This window comes from Bradyrhizobium sp. CW1, assembly GCF_023100665.1.
GTDB classification, from domain to species: Bacteria; Pseudomonadota; Alphaproteobacteria; order Rhizobiales; family Xanthobacteraceae; genus Bradyrhizobium; species Bradyrhizobium canariense_D.
This window is the reverse complement of the sequence record NZ_CP064684.1, coordinates 885,001-905,644: the sequence shown is the minus strand read 5'-3', so window position 1 is coordinate 905,644 and position 20,644 is coordinate 885,001. Positions and strand designations below refer to the sequence as shown.

The 20,644-nt window shown below is 63.2% G+C and carries 17 protein-coding genes; 10 read left to right on the top strand and 7 right to left on the bottom strand.

Annotated features, from left to right (window positions below; genetic code table 11):
* Positions 1-13 precede the first annotated feature (13 nt).
* From IVB54_RS04260 to IVB54_RS04240, 5 genes are all read right to left on the bottom strand, one after another.
* Complete coding sequence (locus IVB54_RS04260) at positions 14-1,141, bottom strand: acyl-CoA dehydrogenase family protein (protein ID WP_018453289.1); 1,128 nt, start codon at positions 1,139-1,141, stop codon at positions 14-16.
* 27 nt (positions 1,142-1,168) lie between these two features.
* On the bottom strand, positions 1,169-3,040 hold the full coding sequence (locus tag IVB54_RS04255) for an AMP-binding protein (RefSeq protein WP_018453288.1): 1,872 nt from the start codon (positions 3,038-3,040) through the stop codon (positions 1,169-1,171).
* Between the two features lie 43 nt (positions 3,041-3,083).
* Positions 3,084-3,890 (bottom strand): enoyl-CoA hydratase/isomerase family protein, encoded by an 807-nt coding sequence (locus IVB54_RS04250; RefSeq protein WP_247360915.1) that lies wholly within the window; start codon positions 3,888-3,890, stop codon positions 3,084-3,086.
* 200 nt (positions 3,891-4,090) lie between these two features.
* Positions 4,091-4,849, bottom strand: coding sequence for an SDR family NAD(P)-dependent oxidoreductase (locus IVB54_RS04245; protein WP_018453286.1), 759 nt, complete (start codon positions 4,847-4,849; stop codon positions 4,091-4,093).
* Between the two features lie 67 nt (positions 4,850-4,916).
* Positions 4,917-5,519, bottom strand: coding sequence for a TetR family transcriptional regulator (locus tag IVB54_RS04240; RefSeq protein WP_018453285.1), 603 nt, complete (start codon positions 5,517-5,519; stop codon positions 4,917-4,919).
* Between the two features lie 210 nt (positions 5,520-5,729).
* Here IVB54_RS04240 and IVB54_RS04235 point away from each other — a divergent pair, with 210 nt between their 5' ends.
* A complete protein-coding gene (locus IVB54_RS04235; RefSeq protein WP_018453284.1) occupies positions 5,730-6,902 on the top strand; it encodes an acetyl-CoA C-acetyltransferase in 1,173 nt (390 codons plus the stop codon).
* Positions 6,903-7,022: 120 nt separating this feature from the next.
* The gene (locus IVB54_RS04230; RefSeq protein ID WP_026232503.1) at positions 7,023-8,567 is read left to right on the top strand and encodes an acyl-CoA synthetase; all 1,545 of its coding nucleotides are present in this window, start codon (positions 7,023-7,025) and stop codon (positions 8,565-8,567) included.
* A 17-nt stretch (positions 8,568-8,584) separates the two neighbouring features.
* Here IVB54_RS04230 and IVB54_RS04225 read toward each other — a convergent pair whose 3' ends face one another.
* Positions 8,585-9,127, bottom strand: a complete 543-nt coding sequence (locus tag IVB54_RS04225; protein ID WP_018453282.1) for a methylated-DNA--[protein]-cysteine S-methyltransferase — start codon at positions 9,125-9,127, stop codon at positions 8,585-8,587.
* A 139-nt stretch (positions 9,128-9,266) separates the two neighbouring features.
* On the opposite strand from IVB54_RS04225, the gene IVB54_RS04220 reads away from it, so the two are divergent.
* The 7 genes from IVB54_RS04220 to IVB54_RS04190 all read left to right on the top strand — a co-directional run bounded on the left by IVB54_RS04220 (position 9,267) and on the right by IVB54_RS04190 (position 17,660).
* Complete coding sequence (locus IVB54_RS04220) at positions 9,267-10,085, top strand: alpha/beta hydrolase (protein WP_026232502.1); 819 nt, start codon at positions 9,267-9,269, stop codon at positions 10,083-10,085.
* A gap of 2 nt (positions 10,086-10,087) precedes the next feature.
* Entirely contained in the window at positions 10,088-10,900 is an 813-nt protein-coding gene (locus IVB54_RS04215) for an alpha/beta hydrolase (protein WP_247299307.1), read from the top strand.
* A gap of 188 nt (positions 10,901-11,088) precedes the next feature.
* Positions 11,089-11,763: a GntR family transcriptional regulator gene (locus IVB54_RS04210; RefSeq protein WP_018453281.1), complete on the top strand. Its 675-nt coding sequence runs from the start codon at positions 11,089-11,091 to the stop codon at positions 11,761-11,763.
* Between the two features lie 71 nt (positions 11,764-11,834).
* On the top strand, positions 11,835-12,635 hold the full coding sequence (locus IVB54_RS04205; protein WP_018453280.1) for a phytanoyl-CoA dioxygenase family protein: 801 nt from the start codon (positions 11,835-11,837) through the stop codon (positions 12,633-12,635).
* A 189-nt stretch (positions 12,636-12,824) separates the two neighbouring features.
* Positions 12,825-14,138 (top strand): Gfo/Idh/MocA family oxidoreductase, encoded by a 1,314-nt coding sequence (locus IVB54_RS04200; protein ID WP_018453279.1) that lies wholly within the window; start codon positions 12,825-12,827, stop codon positions 14,136-14,138.
* A gap of 44 nt (positions 14,139-14,182) precedes the next feature.
* On the top strand, positions 14,183-17,254 hold the full coding sequence (locus IVB54_RS04195; RefSeq protein WP_247777079.1) for a winged helix-turn-helix domain-containing protein: 3,072 nt from the start codon (positions 14,183-14,185) through the stop codon (positions 17,252-17,254).
* Between the two features lie 64 nt (positions 17,255-17,318).
* Positions 17,319-17,660 carry a hypothetical protein gene (locus tag IVB54_RS04190; RefSeq protein ID WP_026232500.1) on the top strand — a complete coding sequence of 114 codons (342 nt, stop codon included), beginning with the start codon at positions 17,319-17,321 and terminating at the stop codon, positions 17,658-17,660.
* Positions 17,661-17,825: 165 nt separating this feature from the next.
* Here the strand turns inward: IVB54_RS04190 and IVB54_RS04185 are convergent, their stop codons facing one another.
* Complete coding sequence (locus IVB54_RS04185) at positions 17,826-18,845, bottom strand: NAD-dependent epimerase/dehydratase family protein (RefSeq protein ID WP_247777078.1); 1,020 nt, start codon at positions 18,843-18,845, stop codon at positions 17,826-17,828.
* 288 nt (positions 18,846-19,133) lie between these two features.
* On the opposite strand from IVB54_RS04185, the gene IVB54_RS04180 reads away from it, so the two are divergent.
* The gene (locus IVB54_RS04180; RefSeq protein ID WP_018453275.1) at positions 19,134-20,222 is read left to right on the top strand and encodes an ABC transporter substrate-binding protein; all 1,089 of its coding nucleotides are present in this window, start codon (positions 19,134-19,136) and stop codon (positions 20,220-20,222) included.
* Positions 20,223-20,644 lie beyond the last annotated feature (422 nt).

The window sequence follows — 20,644 nt, the reverse complement described above, 5'->3', positions numbered from 1 at the left end:
CGTTGCCTTTCGCCTACGCCGCGTTCTTCTTGCGCATGCGGTCGATCAACTGGTCTTCCCAATAGGACAGGCTGCCGAGCCCGAGCGCCATCGCGTTGGCGCGGCGGTAGTACATGTGGCAGTCGAACTCCCAGGTGAAACCCATGCCGCCGTGAACCTGGATGTTGTTCTTGGCGCAGTGCTGGAACGCCTGCGTCGCGCTGATGCGGGCCGCGGCGGCGGCTTCCGGCAGCTCCGCGGCGTTGGTCGAGAGCGCCCAGGCGCCGTAATAGCTGTTGGAACGCGCCAGCGTTGCCGACACGTACATGTCCGCCAGCATGTGCTTGACGGCCTGGAACGAGCCGATCTGTCGCCCGAAGGCGATGCGGTCGAGCGCGTAGTCGCGGCCCATCTCCAGCGCGCGGTCGGAGCCGCCCACCTGCTCGAATGCGCAGAGCACCGCAGCGCGATCGAGCACTTGAGTCAAGATGCTCCAGCCTTCGCCGGCCGCGCCCAGGGGCTCGGCCTTGCAATCCCTGAAAGTGATCTCCGCCTGCCCGCGGGTCGGATCGAGATTGGTCAGGCTTTTCACCTCGACTCCGCCGGCCCTGAGATCGACAATGAACAAGGAGATGTCGCCGTCGCGTCCGCTCGATCCCGTGCGTGCCGCCACCACCGCGAAGTCGGCGATCGTACCATCGGCGACCGGCTTCTTGACCCCGTTGAGCACGCCATTCGCAGCCGTGAGCTTGACGTTCTTCGGTGACGGATTGCCCTTGCCCTCGAACAGCGCCAGCGTGCCGATCGCCTCGCCCGAGGCAATGGCCGGCAACCATTTTTTCTTCTGCGCGTCACTGCCCGCGATCAGCAGCGCTTCGGCAGCCAGGTAAACAGTCGAGGAGAACGGCACCGGTGCGTTCGCCCGGCCCATCTCTTCGGCGATCACGCAAAGTTCGAGATGACCGGCGCCGGCGCCACCAAAATCCTCGGGAATGGCGACGCCGAGAAAACCCATCTCGGCGAGGCCTTTCCACAGCTCCTTGTCGTACGGCACCTTGCCGTCGAGGACTGCGCGCACTGCCTTGGGTGGGCACTTCTCGGTGAGGAATTTGCGCGCCTGATCGCGGAGCTGCTTCTGGTCGTCGGAGAAATCGAAATTCATGGCGCGTATCCGTGTTGCTGATGTCGATTACTTGAGAATGATGACGTCCTGGTCAGGCTTGTCAGCATAGAGCCGCCCCACCAGCGCGGCACGACGTTCCAGGCCGGCGCGCTGGTTGATGTAGCCCTTGTCGGTGAGCTCGTTGCCGTCGATCGAAGGCGGTTCCGCCATCAGCATGGCGCGCGCGATGATGCGGCTGCTGGCGCCTTCGCACTCCCGGTTGTGAGCTTCCAGCCCGCGCCTGAAGCAAGCGATCACCTCGGGATGCGTCACTGCATCCTCGAAGCTGAGATCAGGCTTGCCGACGAGTTGACGGCAGGCATGCAGGTTCGGCCAGGCCAGCAAGCCGATGAAGGCGCGATCCTGCCCCGCGACCAGGGCATCATGCACGACGGGCGTCGCGGCGGCGATCGCATCGGTGCGCAGCGAGCCGACATGGACGAAGGTGCCGGTGGTCAGCTTGAAATCTTCGACCACCCGGCCGGCAAAGATGATGCCCTTCACCGGATCGGTGTCGTCGACGAAGATTCCGGCGTCGCCGATGCAATAAAAACCTTCCTCGTCGAACATCTTCTTCGTCAGGTCAGGCTGGCCGAAATAGCCCGGCGTGACGTTGACGCCGCGCAGACGCAGCTCGTATTTCGAGCCGAACGGCACCATCTTCAACTCGACGCCGGGGAACGGCAGGCCGATCAGGCCGACGCGCTCGGTGTCCCAATAGGTACCGGTCGATGTCGGCGCGGTCTCGGTCGAGCCCCAGCCGGTGTAGAACACGATGCGCTCGCCGGTGGTCTTCACGGCGAGAGCCTGCATGCGGTCGTAGAGGTCATCAGGCAGCCGCGCGCCGCCATAGGCCATGATCGAGAGATTCTTGAAGAAGGAGCGGCACAGCGCCTCGTCCTTCTCCATGGCGGCGGCGAGCGCGGCATAGCCGGCGGGGACGTTGGCGTAATAGGTCGGCGAGATCTCGCGCAGATTCCGGAGAGTCTCCTCGAACTGCCCCGGCATCGGACGGCCGTCATCGATATAGAGCGTGCCGCCATCGACCAGGATCGGGTGGAACGCCGCATTGCCGCCCATGGTGTGGTTCCAGGGCATCCAGTCCAGCATGGTCGAGATCGGACCGCCGGGATCGCGTGGCCGCACCTGCATCATCATGGCCGCATTGGCGCACATCATCGCTTGCGTGTTGATGACGGCCTTGGGCATGCCGGTCGAGCCTGACGTGAACAGCAGTTTGCCGACGGTCTCAGGCGTGATCTTCGCGATCGACGCTTCGACATCGGCAGTCACAGCTGTCGCCGCGAGCTCGGCAAAACTGACGCTCTCGATGCCATCGCAGGGCCGCAAGACGTGAACGATGGTGACGCCGGTGAGATCGAGCGCTTTCAGCGCCTTCTCGAAGGTCGGGCCGTCCTGCACCATCACCACGCCGGGCTTGATCAGGTCGAACAGGTATTTCAGCTTGACGTGATCATGGCTCATCAAGGAGTAGGCCGGCGAGACCGGCGCGGCCGGCACGCGCGCCTGCATCGCGGCCTGCGTCATCAGCGCGTGCTCGATCGAATTGCCGGAGAGGATTGTGACCGGGCGGCCGTCGAGCGCAAGGTTAAGCAGGCCTTGCGTCAGCGCATCCACGATGCGCTTGGCTTCGCCATAGGACAATTTGCGCCATTCGCGGTTCGGGCCACCGCGCTGGGCAAGCCAGATCCGCTCTGGCGCTTCCTTCGCCCATTTTGCCAGCGAAGCCGGAATATGCTTCTCGTAGGTCTGCAGCGGGATGCGCGACTTCAGCACCACCGTGCCGTCGTCGCGGCGCTCGACGTCGATGTCGCGCCCAAGCCACTTGACCTTGCGAAAGGCGGGTTTCGTCATCACCGCCGCCGCGCTTCCACTCATAGTGCGTCTCCCGGAATTTCTCGTCCTTTACGGATCTTCATTGTCAGCGCCTGATATAGACAGGCTTTCGCTTCTCAAGGAAGGCCCTGATGCCTTCCGAAAATTCCTCGGAGCGGCTGCACAGGACCTGGTTGCGATCCTCCATCGCGATTACGGCTTCCAGCGATCCGGCATCGACGCTCATGTTGAGACATTCTTTGGACAGGCGTAGGCCCACGGGCGAGGCCGTGATCATCGCGTCGACATAGGGTTCGGCGGCCTCATCGAGCTTGTCCTCGTCGACGACCTCGGAGACCAGCCCGACCGCGAGCGCCCGCTCGGCGCCGATGAAGCGTCCCGTGAGGATCAGCTCCGATGCCACGGTGACACCGACAAGGCGTGGAAGAAAATAACTGGTGCCAATGTCGCAGCCGCCAAGGCCGAGCTTGATGAAGGCGCAGTTCATCCGCGCCGATCTCGTCGCAATGCGGATGTCGGAGGCGAGCGCCAGCCCAAAGCCGCCGCCGGCCGCCGCGCCCTGTACCAGCGCGAGGATCGGCTGCGGACAGCGCCGCATCAGCATCACGATGTCGGCGATGCGCCGCTGCGAATCCAGCGACTCGGTGACATCAGGCGGCTCCTGCTGGCCGGCACGGCGCGCCATCGCCGCCTTGAGGTCGAGGCCCGCACAGAAATTCTTGCCGGCGCCCTTCAACACCACGACGCGCGTGTCGCGGTTGCGCTGAAGGCCTTGGAAGTAGACGTTGAGCGCGTCGATCAACGCAGGATCGAGCGCGTTGAGGTGTTCAGGACGATTGAGCGTCACGGTGTCGACGCCGTCATTGTGCTCGATCAGCAGCGGTTGGGACATGCGCGCGACTTCCTTCATCCGCAACGATGGTGCCGATTACTGCGCCCTCTCCCTTGTGGGAGAGGGCATGTACGTCACGCGCCGCGCATTCGCTCGGGTGAGGGGTCTGCCTCCACAGGTGAGATCGTGGAGAGAACCCCTCATCCGGCGCGCTCAGGAGCGCGCCACCTTCTCCCACAAGGGGAGAAGGAAAAAGAGCTCTACCGCGGCGCCATGCGGATCGCGCCGTCGAGGCGAATGGTTTCGCCATTGAGCATTGGGTTCTCGACGATGTGCACGGCCAGCGACCCGTATTCATTGGCGTCGCCGAGACGCGCGGGATGCGGCACCTGGGCACCGAGGCTCTTGCGGGCCTCTTCGTTCAAGCCCATCAGCAGCGGCGTCAGGAATAGCCCGGGGGCGATGGTGTTGACGCGGATCTTCTGGCTCGCGAGGTCGCGCGCGGCCGGCAGCGTGAGACCGACGACGCCGCCCTTCGACGCTGCATAGGCGATCTGGCCGATCTGGCCTTCGTAAGCCGCGACCGAAGCAGTGTTGACGATGACGCCGCGCTCTTCACCGACCGGCTCGATCGTGACCAAGCGCTCGGCGAACAGACGCAGGCAGTTGAACGTGCCGATCAAATTGACGTTGATGATGCGCGCGAACTTTTCCAGCGGGTAGACTCCATCGCGGCCGACGATGCGCTGCGAGCCGCCGATGCCGGCGCAGTTCATCAGCACGCGCGCGACGCCGTGCGCGGCTTCCGCATTGGCGATCGCCGCCTTGATCTGCTCCTCGCTGGTGACGTCGGCATGAAGCGCGATGCCCTTCACTTCGGCGGCGACCTTCTCGGCGTTTTCCTTGCTCTGGTCGATCACGCCGATCTTGGCGCCCTTGGCGGCCATGGCGCGGGCGGTCGCGGCACCAAGGCCCGACCCGCCGCCGGTGATGAGAACGGCTACGTCTTTCAACTGCATCGCTTGTACCTTTCCTCGAACCTTTTCCTTGGGCGTTTCTTCTCTAGACTTCTGCGTTCTGGCCGGATCATCCGGCCGCGGCGGCTTCCTCGATATTCGTGAGAATGCCGCCGCAGATCAGCGTTTCCATGTGCTTGATATATTGCCGGCAGACGTCGTCGGTGACCGGGCCGACGCCGGTCGCGCGTGACATCGCGTGCCGGCCGAAGAACAAATGATCGCAGGCGCCGATCAGGCTGGTGTAGAACAGCACGGGATCGGTGGCGCGGAATTCGCCCTGACTGACACCTTCGGCGAGCAGGCGGCGATGGAAATCCAGCAGCGGTGCGACGAAGAATTTCGAGACTTCGTCCGCGGAGCCCGCGACGCTCTCGTGCAGCAGATAGTGAATCAACCGGTTCATGTAGGGAAACCGGTGATAGGCGCGGATGATGCCGCCGATGTGCAGCTTCAGCTTCGCGGTCGGCGTGATCGGCTGCGCCAGCAGATATTCCAGGTTGGACAGTTCCGTTCCTGCGTCGCGCTCGAGCAGCGCCAGCAGCAGGCCGTCCTTGTTGCCGAAGTGATATTTGACCAGCGCGGCGTTGGCGCCGGACTTCTGGGCGATGTCGCTCAGGGAAATCTCGATCGAGGAGCGTTCGATCATCAGCTCGCTCGCGGCCACGAGCAATTTCTCTGCCGTGGAATTCTTTCCGCTGGGGAGCCTGTTCGGTACGCTGGTAGTCACGGAGATCCCTGATTTTGGCGGAAGAGCGGCCGCAGATAAGCCCAAGCAGCGCCTCCCCACAAGAGTTAATTGATCGATTGACTAAACAACCGGTCGCCCCTTAAATCCCGCCCCGACAACCAACCGTTCAAAATAATCCAGGGAGAAACCGACATGGCCGAGGCTTATATCGTCGCCGCTGCGCGTACCGCCGGTGGGCGCAAGGGGGGCCGCCTCGCCGGATGGCATCCGGCCGATCTCGCCGCGAAGGTGCTGGACGAGTTGGTCGACCGCACCAAGGTCGATCCCGCGCTGGTCGAGGATGTGATCATGGGCTGCGTCATGCAGGTCGGCGAGCAGTCCAACAACGTGGCGCGCAACGCCATCATGGCCTCGAAACTGCCGGAGAGCGTGCCGGGCACCTCGATCGACCGCCAATGCGGCTCGTCGCAGCAGGCGCTGCATTTTGCTGCGCAGGCCGTTATGTCGGGCGCGATGGACGTGGTGATCGCCGCCGGCGTGGAATCGATGACGCGCGTGCCGATGGGCCTGTCGTCGCAGCTTCCCGCCAAGAACGGCTTTGGCAATTACAAGAGCCCGGGTATCGAGCAGCGTTATCCCAACATCGTGTTCAGCCAGTTCACCGGCGCCGAGATGATGGCCGAGAAGTACGGCCTCTCCAAGGATGAGCTCGACGAGTACTCCTACAACAGTCATCAGCGCGCGATCGCGGCGACGCAGGCCGGCCGTTTCAAGACGGAGATCGTGCCGCTTGAGATCACCCGCGCCGACGGCTCCAAGGACACCCACCACATCGACGAGGGCATCCGCTTCGACGCCACACTCGACGGCATCAAGGGCGTCAAGCTGATCGCCGAGAATGGCAAGCTCTCCGCGGCCAGCGCCAGCCAGATCTGCGACGGCGCTTCCGGCGTGATGGTGGTGAACGAGCGTGGCCTGAAGCAGCTCGGCGTGAAGCCGCTGGCGCGCGTCCACCACATGACCATGATGGGTGGCGATCCCGTGATCATGCTCGACGCACCGCTGCACGCCACCAAGCGCGCGCTGGAGAAGGCCGGCATGGCGATCGACGACATCGACCTGTTCGAGGTCAACGAGGCCTTTGCCTCGGTGCCGACCGCGTGGCTGAAGACCACCGGCGCCGATTCGGAACGTCTCAATGTCAATGGCGGCGCCATCGCGCTCGGCCATCCGCTCGGCGGCTCCGGCACCAAGCTGATGACGACGCTGGTGCATGCCTTGCATCAGCGCGGCAAACGCTATGGCCTGCAGACCATGTGCGAAGGCGGCGGCATGGCGAATGTGACGATCGTGGAGCGGCTGTAAGCCCTCTCGTGTCCCGGACGCGCTGCAGCGTGAAACGCTGCGGCGCAGAGCCGGGACCCATGCCTCACAATGGACCCCGGATATCCGGGGAACGTTACTCCCAGCCGCGTAAACAGAGACATGACACACCCCTCCATCCACGCCCGCGCCACACCCGACAAGATCGCCTATCAAATGGCCGGGACCGGCAAGGCGATTACCTATCGCGAGCTCGACGAGCTCTCGAACCAGGGCGCGCACCTGTTCCGCTCGCTCGGGCTGAAGGCCGGCGACCACATCGCGCTGCTGATGGAGAACCGCCTCGCCTTTATGGAGATCTGCTGGGCTGCGCAACGCAGCGGGCTCTATTACACCGCGATCAGCCGCTATTTAAAGCAGGACGAGATCGACTACATCATCGCCGATTGCGGCGCCAAGGTCGTGATCACGACACCGAAATGTGCCGACCAGATCAAGACGCTGATCAAGGGTGCGCCCGGCGAGCCGGTCTTCTACATGATGGACGAGCCGCAAGCCGGCTTCCGCTCCTACGACAAGGAAGCCGCCGCACAGCCGACAACCCCGATTGCCGACGAGGTTGCCGGCTATGACATGCTGTATTCGTCGGGCACCACGGGCCGGCCCAAGGGTATCAAGAAGGCTTTCGAGGGCAAGCCGATCGACGAGCCGAACGCGTTTCTGCGCGTGCTCTGCGCCAGCATGTGCGGCATGAACGCCGAGACTATTTATCTCTCACCGGCACCGCTCTATCACGCCGCTCCCTTGCGCTTCAACATGATGGCTGTCCTGCTCGGCGGCACCTCCATCATCATGGAGCACTTTGACGCCGAAGATTTCCTGAAACTGGTCGAAAAGTACAAGGTGACCCAGGCGCAGCTGGTGCCGACCATGTTCGTGCGCATGCTGAAGCTGCCGAACGAGGTCCGTAACCGCTACGAAGTCTCGACACTGAAGGGCGCGATCCACGCCGCCGCCCCCTGCCCGGTCGAGGTCAAGGCCAAGATGATCGAATGGTGGGGGCCAATCCTGATCGAATATTACGCGGGCTCCGAAGGCAACGGCGTCACCGTCTGCAACTCGAAAGAATGGCTGGAGCACCGCGGCAGCGTCGGCCGCGCCGTGGTCGGCAAGATCAAGATTCTGGACGAGAACGATGAGGAGCTGCCGACGGGCGAGATCGGCACGGTCTATTTCGCCGATGCGCCGGTTTTCGCCTATCACAACGATCCCGAGAAGACGAAGAAGGCCTATAACGCAAAAGGCTGGTCGACGCTCGGCGACGTCGGCTATCTCGACAGGGATGGCTTTCTCTTTCTCACCGACCGCAAGTCCTACATGATCATCTCGGGCGGCGTGAACATTTACCCGCAGGAGACCGAGGACGTGCTCATCACCCACCCCGAGGTCGCCGACGTCGCCGTGTTCGGTGTGCCGAACGAGGAGATGGGCGAAGAGGTCAAGGCGGTGGTGCAGCCGCACGATCCCAAGCGCGCCGGCAAGGAGCTCGAGGCCGACCTGATCGCCTATTGCAGGAGCCGCCTCTCGACGATCAAATGCCCGCGCTCGATCGATTTCGAAGCCGAGCTGCCGCGCACGCCCACTGGGAAGCTGGTGAAGCGGCATTTGCGCGACAAATATTGGCCGATGGCGGCGGCGAAGATCTAGCCAGCGGCGTCATCGCCTCAATCAAACAAGCTCGGCGTGTGGTTCACCAGCGCGCCTTCGATCTCCAGCATCTTCAGCTTCGTCACCACGCCGCCATTCGCGGAGAAGCCGCCGGGCTTGTTGCCGGCCGCCAGCACGCGATGGCAGGGCACGACGATCGGGCACGGGTTGCGGCCGAGCGCCTGGCCCACGTCGCGCGACAGCTCGACACCGCCGAGTTGCTTGGCGATGTCGCCATAGGTGACGGTCTTGCCCGGCGGAATGGTGCGGGCGATCGCGTAGACCCCGCGGTTGAAGTCGGGCACGCCATCGAGATCGAGCGGGATGTCGGTGAGGTCATCCGGCTCGCCCGCGAGCAGTTTTGTGATGCGGTCGATCGCCTGCTGTACTTCGGCGGTCGGCGCGGCTTCGCTGGCATCGGCATGGCGCTGGCTGATGCGGGTGCGGATCTTCTGCTCACCGCCCATCGGCAGTTGCGTGCCGTTGATGCCGCGCGGACCCCAGGCAATGGCGCAAAGGCCGATCTTGCTGTCGAAGAGGGCAAAATGCTGGTCGGTCATAACTTCGTCCTTGGCTTGCGTTCCCCTCGCATGCCCCAATGTGAACTGAGCTCAAATCTAGACTTGGAAATAGTTGCGATCCACCCGGTTTCCGGGAATCTTGCACAGGAGTTCCGCCTTCCCTGTTTGCGAGCCCAGAATGCAAAGCCTCCACGTCAACGGATACGACATGCCCTATCTCGACGTGGGCGAAGACCGAGGGCGGCCGCCGCTGGTCTGCGTGCATGGTTCGCTCAACGACTTTCGTGTCTGGGGCTGCGTGCTCGGTCCGCTGTCCCAGCGGCACCGGCTGATGGCCGTCAGCCTGCGGCACTTCTTCCCCGATCGCTGGGATGGCGTTGGCGACACCTATTCGATCGCCCAGCATGTCGACGACGTCATCGCCTTCATCGAGGAGCTCGACCTCGGCCCGGTTGATTTGATGGGCCATTCCCGCGGCGGGCACATCTGCTTCCGCGTGGCGCAGCGGCGGCCGGACCTGCTCCGGCGGCTGGTGCTGGCCGAGCCCGGCGGGGAGCTCGACGCGAGCCTCGATCCAGACTATGCCGGCGGCCCCTCGCCGTTGCTGGCGCGGTTCACGGCCTCGGCCGAGAAGATCGCGGCCGGCGACATCGACGGCGGCCTTGCAGTCTTCGTCGACACGCTGGAAGGGCCCGGCACCTGGCCGCGGCTGCCGGCCCTGGTGAAGCAGAATCTGCGTGACAACGCCTTCACGCTGATCGGCCAGGTCCGCGACAACCGCCCGCCGTTCTCGAGGGCCGACGCGGAGTCCATCAGGATGCCGACGCTGTTCATCCTGGGCGCGCGGACCAAGGGCCTGCTGCCGAAAGTGCTGCATGCGCTCGCGGCGCATGTGCCGTATTCCAGGACGGCGGTCATCCCAAACGCAACGCACCCGATGTTCGAGCAGGCGCCGCAGAAATTCTCCGAACTGGTGCTGGATTTTCTGGCGGGCTGATCATGCAGACACTTCGCGTCAATGGTTACGACATGGCCTATCTCGAAGTGGGCGAGGGGCCGCCGCTGGTCTGCGTGCACGGCACGCTCGGCGATTTCCGCACCTGGTACTCCGTGCTCGGTCCGCTGTCGAAATCGCATCGCGTGATCTCGGTCAGCCTGCGGCATTTCTTTCCCGAACATTGGGATGCCGTCGGCGACGATTACAAGATGGCCCAGCACGTCGCTGACGTGATCGCTTTCATCGAGCAGGTCGAACCCGCGCCGGTCGATCTGATGGGCCATTCGCGCGGCGGTCACATCGCCTTTCGCGTGGCGCAGGCGCGGCCCGATCTGTTGCGAAAGCTGGTGCTTGCAGAACCCGGCGGCGATCTCGATGCGAGCCTGCCGGTGCCCGCAGGCACGCCCGCGCACCCGCCGCTGGCGGCGCGCACGGCGCGCTCGGTCGAGATGATCCGCGCCGGCGACATCGAGGGCGCGCTGCAGAACTTCTACGAAGGCATCGAAGGCGACGGCTCGTGGCGGCGCGTGCCGGCGGCGGCGAAGCAGCAATTGCGCGACAACGCGATCACCTTCCTCGGCCAGATCAACGAGCAGCGCAGGCCCTACACGCTCGCGGACGCGCAGGCGATCACGACCCCGACACTCCTGATCGGCGGCGGGGCGACGACAGGGAGCCTGTCGGTGATGTGGCGTGTGCTGGCCGAGCACATCACCGGGGCGAAGACAGCCGTGATCCCCAATGCCGGCCACTGGATGTTCGAGCAGGCGCCCCTGGAGTTCGGCGAGGCGGTGGACGCGTTTTTGGCGGAGTAAGTGGCCTCACACTCTTTTTTCCTCAAAAACAACCCCATGCACAGTAGCTGAGCCCAGCAATATCAATGACTTAGGTGGCGCGAAATGAGGCTGGACGCCCCCTTGGCCGCGCTTGACGCCCTTATCCCCTCGCCGTATCCTTGAATACGGAATTCCGTATTCCCTCTCATGGTCTCGGAGCTGCCGGCGTGATCCCTCTCGACCCGCTTCCGAACTTGATCGACCAGGTCTATGCGCGGATCCTGGAGGCAATCTCCGACCGCACGCTGCAGCCCGGCCAGCGCATCCGGCAGAACGAGCTCGCCGACAGGCTCGGCGTATCGCGCCAGCCGGTGTCGCATGCGCTGCACCTGTTGCACCGGCAGGGACTTGTCGCCGAGAGCGGCCGGCGCGGCTTTGAAGTCACCCAGCTCGATCCCGCACGCATCCGCCAGCTCTACGAGGTGCGCGGCGCAATCGATGCCTTGGCGGCGCGGCTGGCAGCGGAGCGCGCAGGCGATGCGGCGGGACGCGCGCGGCTGGAGGCGGCGCTCGCCGCCGGACGCGGGATCGATGGCAAGACCACGCTCGCCGAGCTGATCGCGCTCGACGTCGCGTTTCATCGCGCGATCTATCGGCTCGCCGGCAATCCCGTGATCGAGGAGACGATTACGCCGCAATGGCCCCATATGCGCCGCTCGATGGCGACGGTGCTGTCGGAGCTCGATTATCGCGGCAGCGCCTGGGCCGAGCATGCCGACATTGCCGGACATATTCTCGCAGGAGATGCGAAGGCGGCCGAACGTGCGGCGCTTGCGCACGCGCAGACGGCGGGACGGATGACTGAGGAGAGATTGAGGGCGACGGAAGAGGCGGCGGCGTAGCGACCGCCACTGCCAAGACGTGGATGGCCGGCCAAGACGAGCGACAACAAATCAAAACAGGAGGACGCGCCGTGAAACTGTCCCAGGAGCAATTGGAGTTCTTCCACCACGAGGGCTGGCTGTTCCTGCCCGAACTGTTCAGTCCGGAGGAGGTCGATCTCCTCGCGCGCGAGGCGGTCGGCATCTATGACACGAACCGGCCGGAAGTCTGGCGCGAGAAGAGCGGCGCGCCACGCACCGCCTTTGCCGCGCATCTCTACAACGAGGCGTTCGGCATTCTGGGTGCTCATCCGCGCATGATCGGCCCGGTCGAGCAGCTGTTCGGCGAGCAGGTCTACATGCACCAGTTCAAGATCAACGCGAAATCCGCCTTCACCGGCGATGTCTGGCAATGGCACCAGGATTACGGCACCTGGAAGCGCGACGACGGCATGCCCGAGCCGCGCGCGATGAACATCGCGATCTTCCTGGACGAGGTGATGCCGATCAACGGCCCGCTGATGCTGGTACCGCAGAGCCAGAACGCCGGCGACCTCAAGGCCTCGCATGACCTCGCGACGACCTCCTATCCGCTGTGGACGCTGGACGAGGAGACCGTGACGCGGCTGGTCAAGCAGGGCGGCATCGTTGCGCCGACGGGAAAGCCCGGCGGCATGCTGATGTTCCACGGCAATCTCGTGCACGGCTCGGCCGGCAACATCACGCCCTATCCGCGCAAGATCGTGTACCTGACGCTGAACGCGGTTTCGAATTACATCCGTACCCCGACGCGGCCGGAGTACATCGCGCATCGCGATTTTGCGCCGATCAAGACGGTGGAGGACGACGCACTGGTGCGGCTCGCCCGTGCGCCGCGGCAGGCGGCGGAGTAGGACACTCTCGTGCCCCGGACGCAGCGCAGCGCGAAGCGGTGCGCTGCAGAGCCGGGCCCATACCACACGGATAGTTTTCTTTCTGGGTGCCGGCTCTGCGGAGTAGCGCCATAGTGCGTCGAAGACGCGCGTGAACGCGCTTATGGCGCTGCACCGCGTCCGGACCACCATACTTGATCGGGTAACAACATGAACCTCTTCCGCCTCCTCCAGGCCCGCGCTGCCGCCGGCAAGCCCGTCCGTGTGGCGCTGATCGGCGCCGGCAAATTCGGCTCGATGTTCCTGGCGCAGGTGCCGCACACGACGGGGCTGGAGGTACCCATCATCGTCGACATCGATCGCGACCGCGCGCGCGAGGCCTGCCGCACGGTGGGCTGGAGCGCCGAGCGGATCGCCGCCACCGTCTTCACCGATGATGGCGCGCGCGCCATCGCCGGCGGCGCGATGGACGTGGTGGTGGAGGCGACCGGCAATCCCGCCGTCGGCATCAAACACGCCCGCGCGGCGATCGCGGCCGGCAAGCATATCGTGATGGTCAATGTCGAGGCCGACGTGCTTGCCGGTCCGCTGCTCGCCCAGGAAGCCCGCAAGGCCGGCGTGGTCTACTCGCTCGCCTATGGCGACCAGCCGGCGCTGACCGCGGAAATGGTGGATTGGGCGCGCGCCACCGGTTTTCATGTGGTTGCCGCCGGCAAAGGCACAAAATATCTGCCGGCCTATCACGACGTGACGCCCGACAGCGTCTGGCAGCATTACGGGTTGACCGCGGGCGAGGCGCAATCGGCCGGGATGAATCCGCAGATGTTCAACTCGTTCCTCGACGGTACCAAATCGGCGATCGAGATGGCCGCGATTGCGAACGCCTGCGGACTGGACGTGCCTGCGGAGGGCCTGCTGTTTCCACCCTGCGGCGTCGACGACCTGCCGCATATCATGCGGCCGGGCAGCAAGGGCGGCGTGCTGGAGCGATCGGGCGTCGTGGAGGTGGTCTCCTCGCTCGAGCGCGATGGAAGGCCGGTGTTTCGCGATCTGCGCTGGGGCGTCTACGTCGTGCTGGAGGCGCCGAACGACTACGCCGCCGACTGCTTCAGGCAATACGGCCTCAAGACCGACGGCAGCGGACGGTACGCGGCGATGTACAAGCCCTACCATTTGATCGGCCTCGAGCTGAACATCTCGGTGCTGTCGGCCGCGCTGCGGGGCGAGCCGACCGGGCAGCCCCATGGTTTCCGCGGCGACGTCGCCGCCGTGGCAAAACGCAATCTGCGCGCCGGCGAGATGTTGGACGGCGAAGGCGGCTACACGGTGTGGGGCAAGCTGTTGCCGGCGGCCGCGAGCCTCAAGGCCGGCGCGCTGCCTATCGGGCTGGCGCATCGCGTGAGGCTGAAGCACGACGTCGCCCATGGCGAGATCGTGCGCTGGAGCGATGTCGAGTTCGACGCGGGCAACGAGACGATCAGGACGCGGAAGGCCATGGAAGCGGCGTTCATTAGCGCAGAGTAGGCCCTGTACTCATAAAATCGAGATTTATTGGTGCGGACTGAGCGATGTCCGCTGGCCGCCACATGTGCGCGACAGAGGGGCGAACATGCTCTGCTGAGTTCCGCCGCCTTCACCAGTCCATTGATTTCAGTGGCAACCATGACAAGGTAGCTCGCGCGGCACAACCAGTTGGACGCATGATGATGGTGGGCTCGGTCGTCAATGAAGATCGGCTCGCGAAAGAAAGTTTTTCTTTTGGGCCCTTTGAATTAATCCCGGAGCGGAGACGTCTAGAAAAATCGGGTGTACCACTTCAGTTGGGCGCCCGTAGCTTGGACATCCTTACAGTTCTTGTCGAGCATGCTGGCGAAGTTGTCAGCAAGAAGACTCTGCTAGCTCGGGTTTGGGCCGGCGTCACCGTCGACGAGGGTAGCCTTAGATTTCATATGGCGGGCTTGCGCAAGGTGCTCGGCGATGGAGAGGCCGGAGCGACGTATGTCACGACCGTGCCAGGACAAGGGTATAGCTTCGTGGCGCCTGTCTCACGAACGCTCAAGCCTGTTGCTGAAATCGCAAAATCGGGTCGACGCTCAACATTTCCGAATCGCCTTGGCAGGATGATTGGCAGGGACGACGCCGTGCAAGCGATCTCCTCGCATCTTATGGCCGAACGATTCGTGTCCATTGTCGGTCCGGGCGGGATCGGAAAAACAACTCTGGCAATATCTGTCGGCCACCAACTCACTACAGAGTTTGCCGATCTGGTTCACCTTATTGACCTGGGCTCACTTTCTGATCCGCATCTCGTGGCGGGTACGATCGGCTCGGCGCTCGGACTTGCCGTTGACGATCGCGATCCTATCCCCGGCCTTCTGGCCGCACTGCGAGACATCCGAGTTTTGCTGGTGCTCGATAGCTGCGAGCGTGTGATTGAGGCGGCTTCTGCGCTGGCAGAAACCATCTTCGAGGAAACGCCGCAAGTTTACATCTTGGCAACAAGCCGTGAAACCTTGCGGGTCAGAGGCGAGCACGTTCATTGGATAGCTCCCCTCGAGTTTCCGCCTGAGGGTCCCAATGCACGAGAGGCGATGGCATACGCTGCAGTACAGCTTTTTGTCGAACGCGTTACAGCAAGTCAGCCTCAGTTCATACTCAACGACGTCGATGCACCGGTCGTGGCCGAGATCTGCCGAAAGCTCGACGGAATCCCCCTCGCAATCGAACTCGCAGCTGGTCGTGTGGGCGCTTACGGAGTCCATGACGTTTTGCGGCTCCTCGACCACAAGTTCGAGCTCTGGCGAGGCCGGCGAACGGCGTTGCCGCGACACCAGACTCTGGCTGCAACGCTCGACTGGAGCTACGATCTTTTGCCGGAGCTTGAGCAGATTATCCTGCGCCGACTATCTGTTTTCGTTGGGCCGTTTACGATCGAGGCTGCCTTCGCGATCGCGGCCGGAGATGATTTGGACGATTCGCAGGTGATCGAGTCCGTTGCCAGTCTTGCCGCCAAGTCACTTCTGACAGCGAACGCTCGTCTCGCCATCCCGCTATACCGATTGCTGGATACCACCCGCGGGTATGTGCAGGAAAAGTTGGCCAGAAGCGATGATGCAAACCTCGTTGCTCGCCGTCATGCTGTCTATCATTTAACTTTATTCGAGCGGATTGGGGTCGAGCTGTCCGGTTTCCGGAAGAGCGAAAATGCGTCTGCCTCCAAGCTCGTTCGGTCCCTGAAAGGGGCAGGAAGCAACAATCTGACCGAAGCATCGGTTGCCACTAATGGTCGGCCGATCGATGAGATCCGCGTTGCCCTCGACTGGGCGCATGGCAAGTCTGGTGATTCGCTGCTAGCGCTCGACCTCACGGCCGCTGCCGCACCGGTCTGGATTCATCATATGCTCATAGACGAATGTCGGGAGCAGACAGAGCAAGCGGTTTTCCAAATCGACGAAAAGCTGGGTCGTGACGCGCGCCGGGAGCTCCGCCTCTTCTTCACTTTGGCGGTTGCGCATATGGAATCGACCGGGGACGCTGCGATCATCGACGATGCGTGGTTGCGTGTATCCCGATTGGCTGAAGAACTGGACGACAACGAATATCAGCTGAGGAGCTTATGGGGTCTCTGGATAGGGCGATACCTAAGAGGCGATTTCCCCGGTGCACTGCAGATCGCCGAAAAATTCGTCAACCTGCCTGATGGCGCTATCGATGTCGCTGATCGTTTCGTCGGAGAGCGGATTTTGGGAGTGACGCGGCACATTCTAGGGGACCAAGCCGGCGCCCGGCGACATCTGGAAAAAATGCTGGCAGGCTACGTCGCGCCGCCAGGGCAAATGCACGCCCTGCGATATCAGTTTGATCAACATGTGGCTGCCCGAACGTACTACAGCCAAACGCTTTGGTTGTTGGGTTTTCCGGACCAGGCAGCCGCGGTCGGCAAACACGCCTTCGATCATGCGACGGCACTTGGACACGATTTTTCTCTTCTCTATGCGATTGCCTTCGGCGCTTGCCCTCTAGCGCTTGAGATCGGCAATTTTGATGCTGCGGAAGCGCTCATCTCAACTATGCTTCATCGAGAAGCGACGTTCAGAGCAATGGGAGTATGGGGCCGCTGTTATGCTGGTATTCTGGAGATGAAGGGTGGCCACACCGCTGCGGGCCTTGCCCTGCTTCGCGAAGGCTTGAATGGCTTCCCCCCGACCGGCTTTCAAAGCCGCTATTTATTCCTTCTGGGCAATCTCGCACTCGGTGAGTCTGATATCGGCGATCACCGCGGAGCCAATACAACGATCGAAAGGGCGCTGGCTCAATCGGAAAGGAACGAGGACCGCTGGTTCGTCGCTGAACTGCTGCGCATCAAGGGTATCCTGGCGCTCAATCAAGGTGGCGCGGAGGCGCTCGTGTCGGCCGAAGCGCACCTCAATCACTCTCTCGAGTGGTCACGCCGCCAAGGCGCAATATCCTGGGAGCTCAGGACGGCGACAACTCTGGCATCCCTGATGCAGAAGCAGTCGCGTATCGGTGAGGCACGGGAGCTGCTAGCGCCCCTTTACGTTCGTTTCTCCGAGGGACTTGCCACTGCAGATTTAGTCAAAGCTCGTTCTCTGCTGACATTGTTGAACGAGCCAACCTAGCTTGGATCAATAAGGATTCGCAGCGTGATAGAGCCAATGCACGCCAGCCGCTACGAGAAAGAAGATGCCACGCCCACTCACCCCCGCAGAGCGTGATCTGGTTGCCTTTATTCTAGGTCAGCATTCGCCCTTGCAGGACCATTTTGGGCTCGTCGAGGAAATGAACGACGGTGGGATGGGTAGCCTTCTCTTTGTCGGCGCGGCAGATCGGCGTTTCGGCCGATGTATTGGCGAATGCGAATTCGACGATGCCGATGGAGTGCTGGTGTCGGTCGCGCTGAACCTCGGCCAGCGCGACGAGTTGTTTGAACTTGATCTGTGGAAAGTCGACTTTTCGCCGCTACAGAGGATCGCCGTCCTAGGTGATGTCCGTCCCTCACGGTGGTTGCGACACACGCTCAGATAAGCCAGATCTGAAGCCGTTCGAACCGGCTCGGCCAGCGGACCGCTCCGGGTCACAGTCTGACCTGGGCAACGATCCCGGACGTATCCGCTTTGGCTCTCGGTCAGGGAAGCAGTCGCTCTTGCTTTGCCTGCCTGAACCACTTCCGGAACATGTCTTCCGTATCCATCATCTCGGTGAAGCGGCGCGGTTGATCTTCACGGTCGAGACGATCGAGGGCGGACCGGATTCGGTGTGGCCATAGCGCAGGCTGTAATCGGCGTATTGGAACGAGAGGCCGACGAATTCGGCCAGCGCAGGCGATGCTAGGTCGTGCTTGCGCCGCAGCGCATCCCAGGGAGCGACCCAGCTCGGGAATTCCCTCGCGAGCGACAGCGGGACCGGCCTGCCCGGCTTCATCTCCAGTGCATCGGCGACCGCAGGCCAGATGTTCTCCCAGGTAAAGACGTCGCCATTGGTCACATTGAAGGCCTCGTTGCGCGCGGCCTCGGCCTCGCCCGACCAGGCGATGGCGCGGGCGAGAAGATCGACGTCGACGGCCTGCCCCACCCGCGGAGCGCCGCCGGGGTAGTCGAGCGGCCTGCCCTGCTCGCGCAGCATCGCGGCATAGACGCCGAGCGGCGGGATCAGGTCCATGGCGCCGCCCATGGCGAGACCGACGATCAGCACCGGCCGCAGGATGCTCCAATGCCAAGCCTTGCCGGTTTGGAGGTCGCGCAAGAAGTTTTCCTGCGCCCAGTAGAAGTTGGGCTGCTCGTACATTTCGGAGCGGCCTTCGCGGGCCGGCACGGTCAAGGGGCGAACGTGGACACCATAGGCCTTGGTGCCCTGCAGCAGGGCGACGTGCCTGAGGCCGGGCGCCACAGGCTCGAGCGCACCCATCAAATTGCGCAGCATCAAATCGTTGGTCTTGATTTGCTGCGGGTCGCGCCAGCCGTCGACGAGCTGCGGCGCCTCGTAGAGCGCGGCGTAGATCAGATGCGTTGCGCCGCTCAGTTCCGAGGCGGCACGCCCGCAATCCGCTGCGCTGGTCAGGTCGATCGGTACATGACGGGCACCGTAGAGGTCGCGCGGCTTCCGCCGGGACAGGGCAATGACATCGCACCCGCCCGAGACGCCGAAGTGTCGCAACGCGGCATTGCCGACGAGACCGCTCGCTCCGGCGACCACGATTTTCTTGCCCGTCATGCGCGAGCCTCCCTAGTTTTTGAATGACCGAATAGCAGATCGCTTGCAGGCCCGACTTGCGTCAGGCCGGCGTTCGCACCTGCGAGGCGCCCATGAGACTTGATTCCGGCGAAGCGCCCGGTCATCCTCGCCGCGGAACCGCAACGATCGGAATTCCATCTTCGAGTGCCCGCAAGGGCCGTTCGGAAACGCCACAACGTCTCAACAGACAACGTCGAGCGTCGACGAAGACAAGACGACACCAAGATCGGTCCCTGGTCGAAGCATCGACTTAACGGAGGGAAGCGCATGGAACGTCGTAAATTCCTGACGGCAGGCGGATTGGGCCTCGCCGCCAGTGCCGTCGCTGCGCCGGCGATCGCGCAGTCGATGCCCGAGATCAAATGGCGATACGCCGCGAGCTGGCCGAAGGCGCTGGATACGCTCTACGGCGGCTGCGAGTATTTCGCCAAGCGCGTTGCCGAGATCACCGACAATCGTTTCCAGATCCAGCCATTCGCCGCCGGCGAGATCGTGCCGGGCCTGCAGGTGCTCGACGCCGTCGCCAACGGAACGGTGGAGATGGGCAACACCGCGCTGTATTATTACTGGGGCAAGAACCCCGCCTTCACGTTCGGCACGTCGCTGCCGTTCGGCTTGAACACGCGCCAGCATATTTCATGGCTGCAGTGGGGCGGCGGCCAGGACCTGATCAACAACCTGCTGAAGGAATACAACGCCATCGGCATTCCGACCGGATCCACCGGCGCGCAGATGGGTGGCTGGTTCCGGAAGGAGATCAAGTCGATCGACGATCTCAAAGGGCTGAAATTCCGGGTCGGCGGCTTTGCCGGCACGATCATCGCCAAGGTCGGCGGCGTACCGCAGCAGATCGCGGCGGGCGACATCTATCCGGCGCTGGAGAAGGGCACGCTCGATGCCGCCGAATGGGTCGGGCCCTATGACGACGAGAAGCTCGGCTTCGTGAAGGTCGCGAAGTACTATTACTATCCGGGTTGGTGGGAAGGCACCGGCCAGGGTCACAACATCATCAATCTGGACAAATGGAACACGCTGCCGAAGCACTACCAGGCCGCGGTCGATGCCGCGTCGCGCGATACCTTCACCTGGGTGACCGGCAAATACGACTACGTCAATCCGCCGGCGCTGAAGCGTCTGCTGGTGGCCGGCGCGATCCTGAAGCCGTTCCCGCAGGAAGTGCTGGAGAGCTGTTATGGCGCGGCCAACGAGATCTACGCCGATCTCGCCAAAACCAATCCGCATTTCGGCAAGATGTATGCGAGCCTGACGGCTTTCCGCAGCGAATCGCTGGCCTGGATGCAGGTGGCCGAGCTGAGCTTCGACAGCTTCATGATGCGGATGCGGACACGGACGTGAGGCGCTGAGCGACGCGTGGGGTCAGAAACGACGAAAGCGCCGGAGATGGCTCCGGGGCTTTTTGTTGGGGCGCGGATGGCGGGGTTAAGCGAAAGATCGCGTCACCAAAGGTGTCATCGCCCGGCTTGACCGGGCGATCCAGTATCCAGAGACCCGCGTTATAGAGTTCGCTCTCATCGCATCCGCCGCGGCGTATTGGATGCCCCGGTCAAGCCGGGGCATGACAGCGGTGAGAGTAGAGGTTTAGTAGAGAATCGCTGGCCTGGATGCAGATTGCCGAGCTGAGCTTCGACAGTTTCATGATGCGGATGCGGACACGGACGTAAGACGCCTGAGCGAGGCGTGACGTCGGCGAAAGCCCCGGAGATGTCTCCGGGGCTTTTTGTTGCGGCGATGTTTGCGGGGCTAAGCGAAAGCTCGCG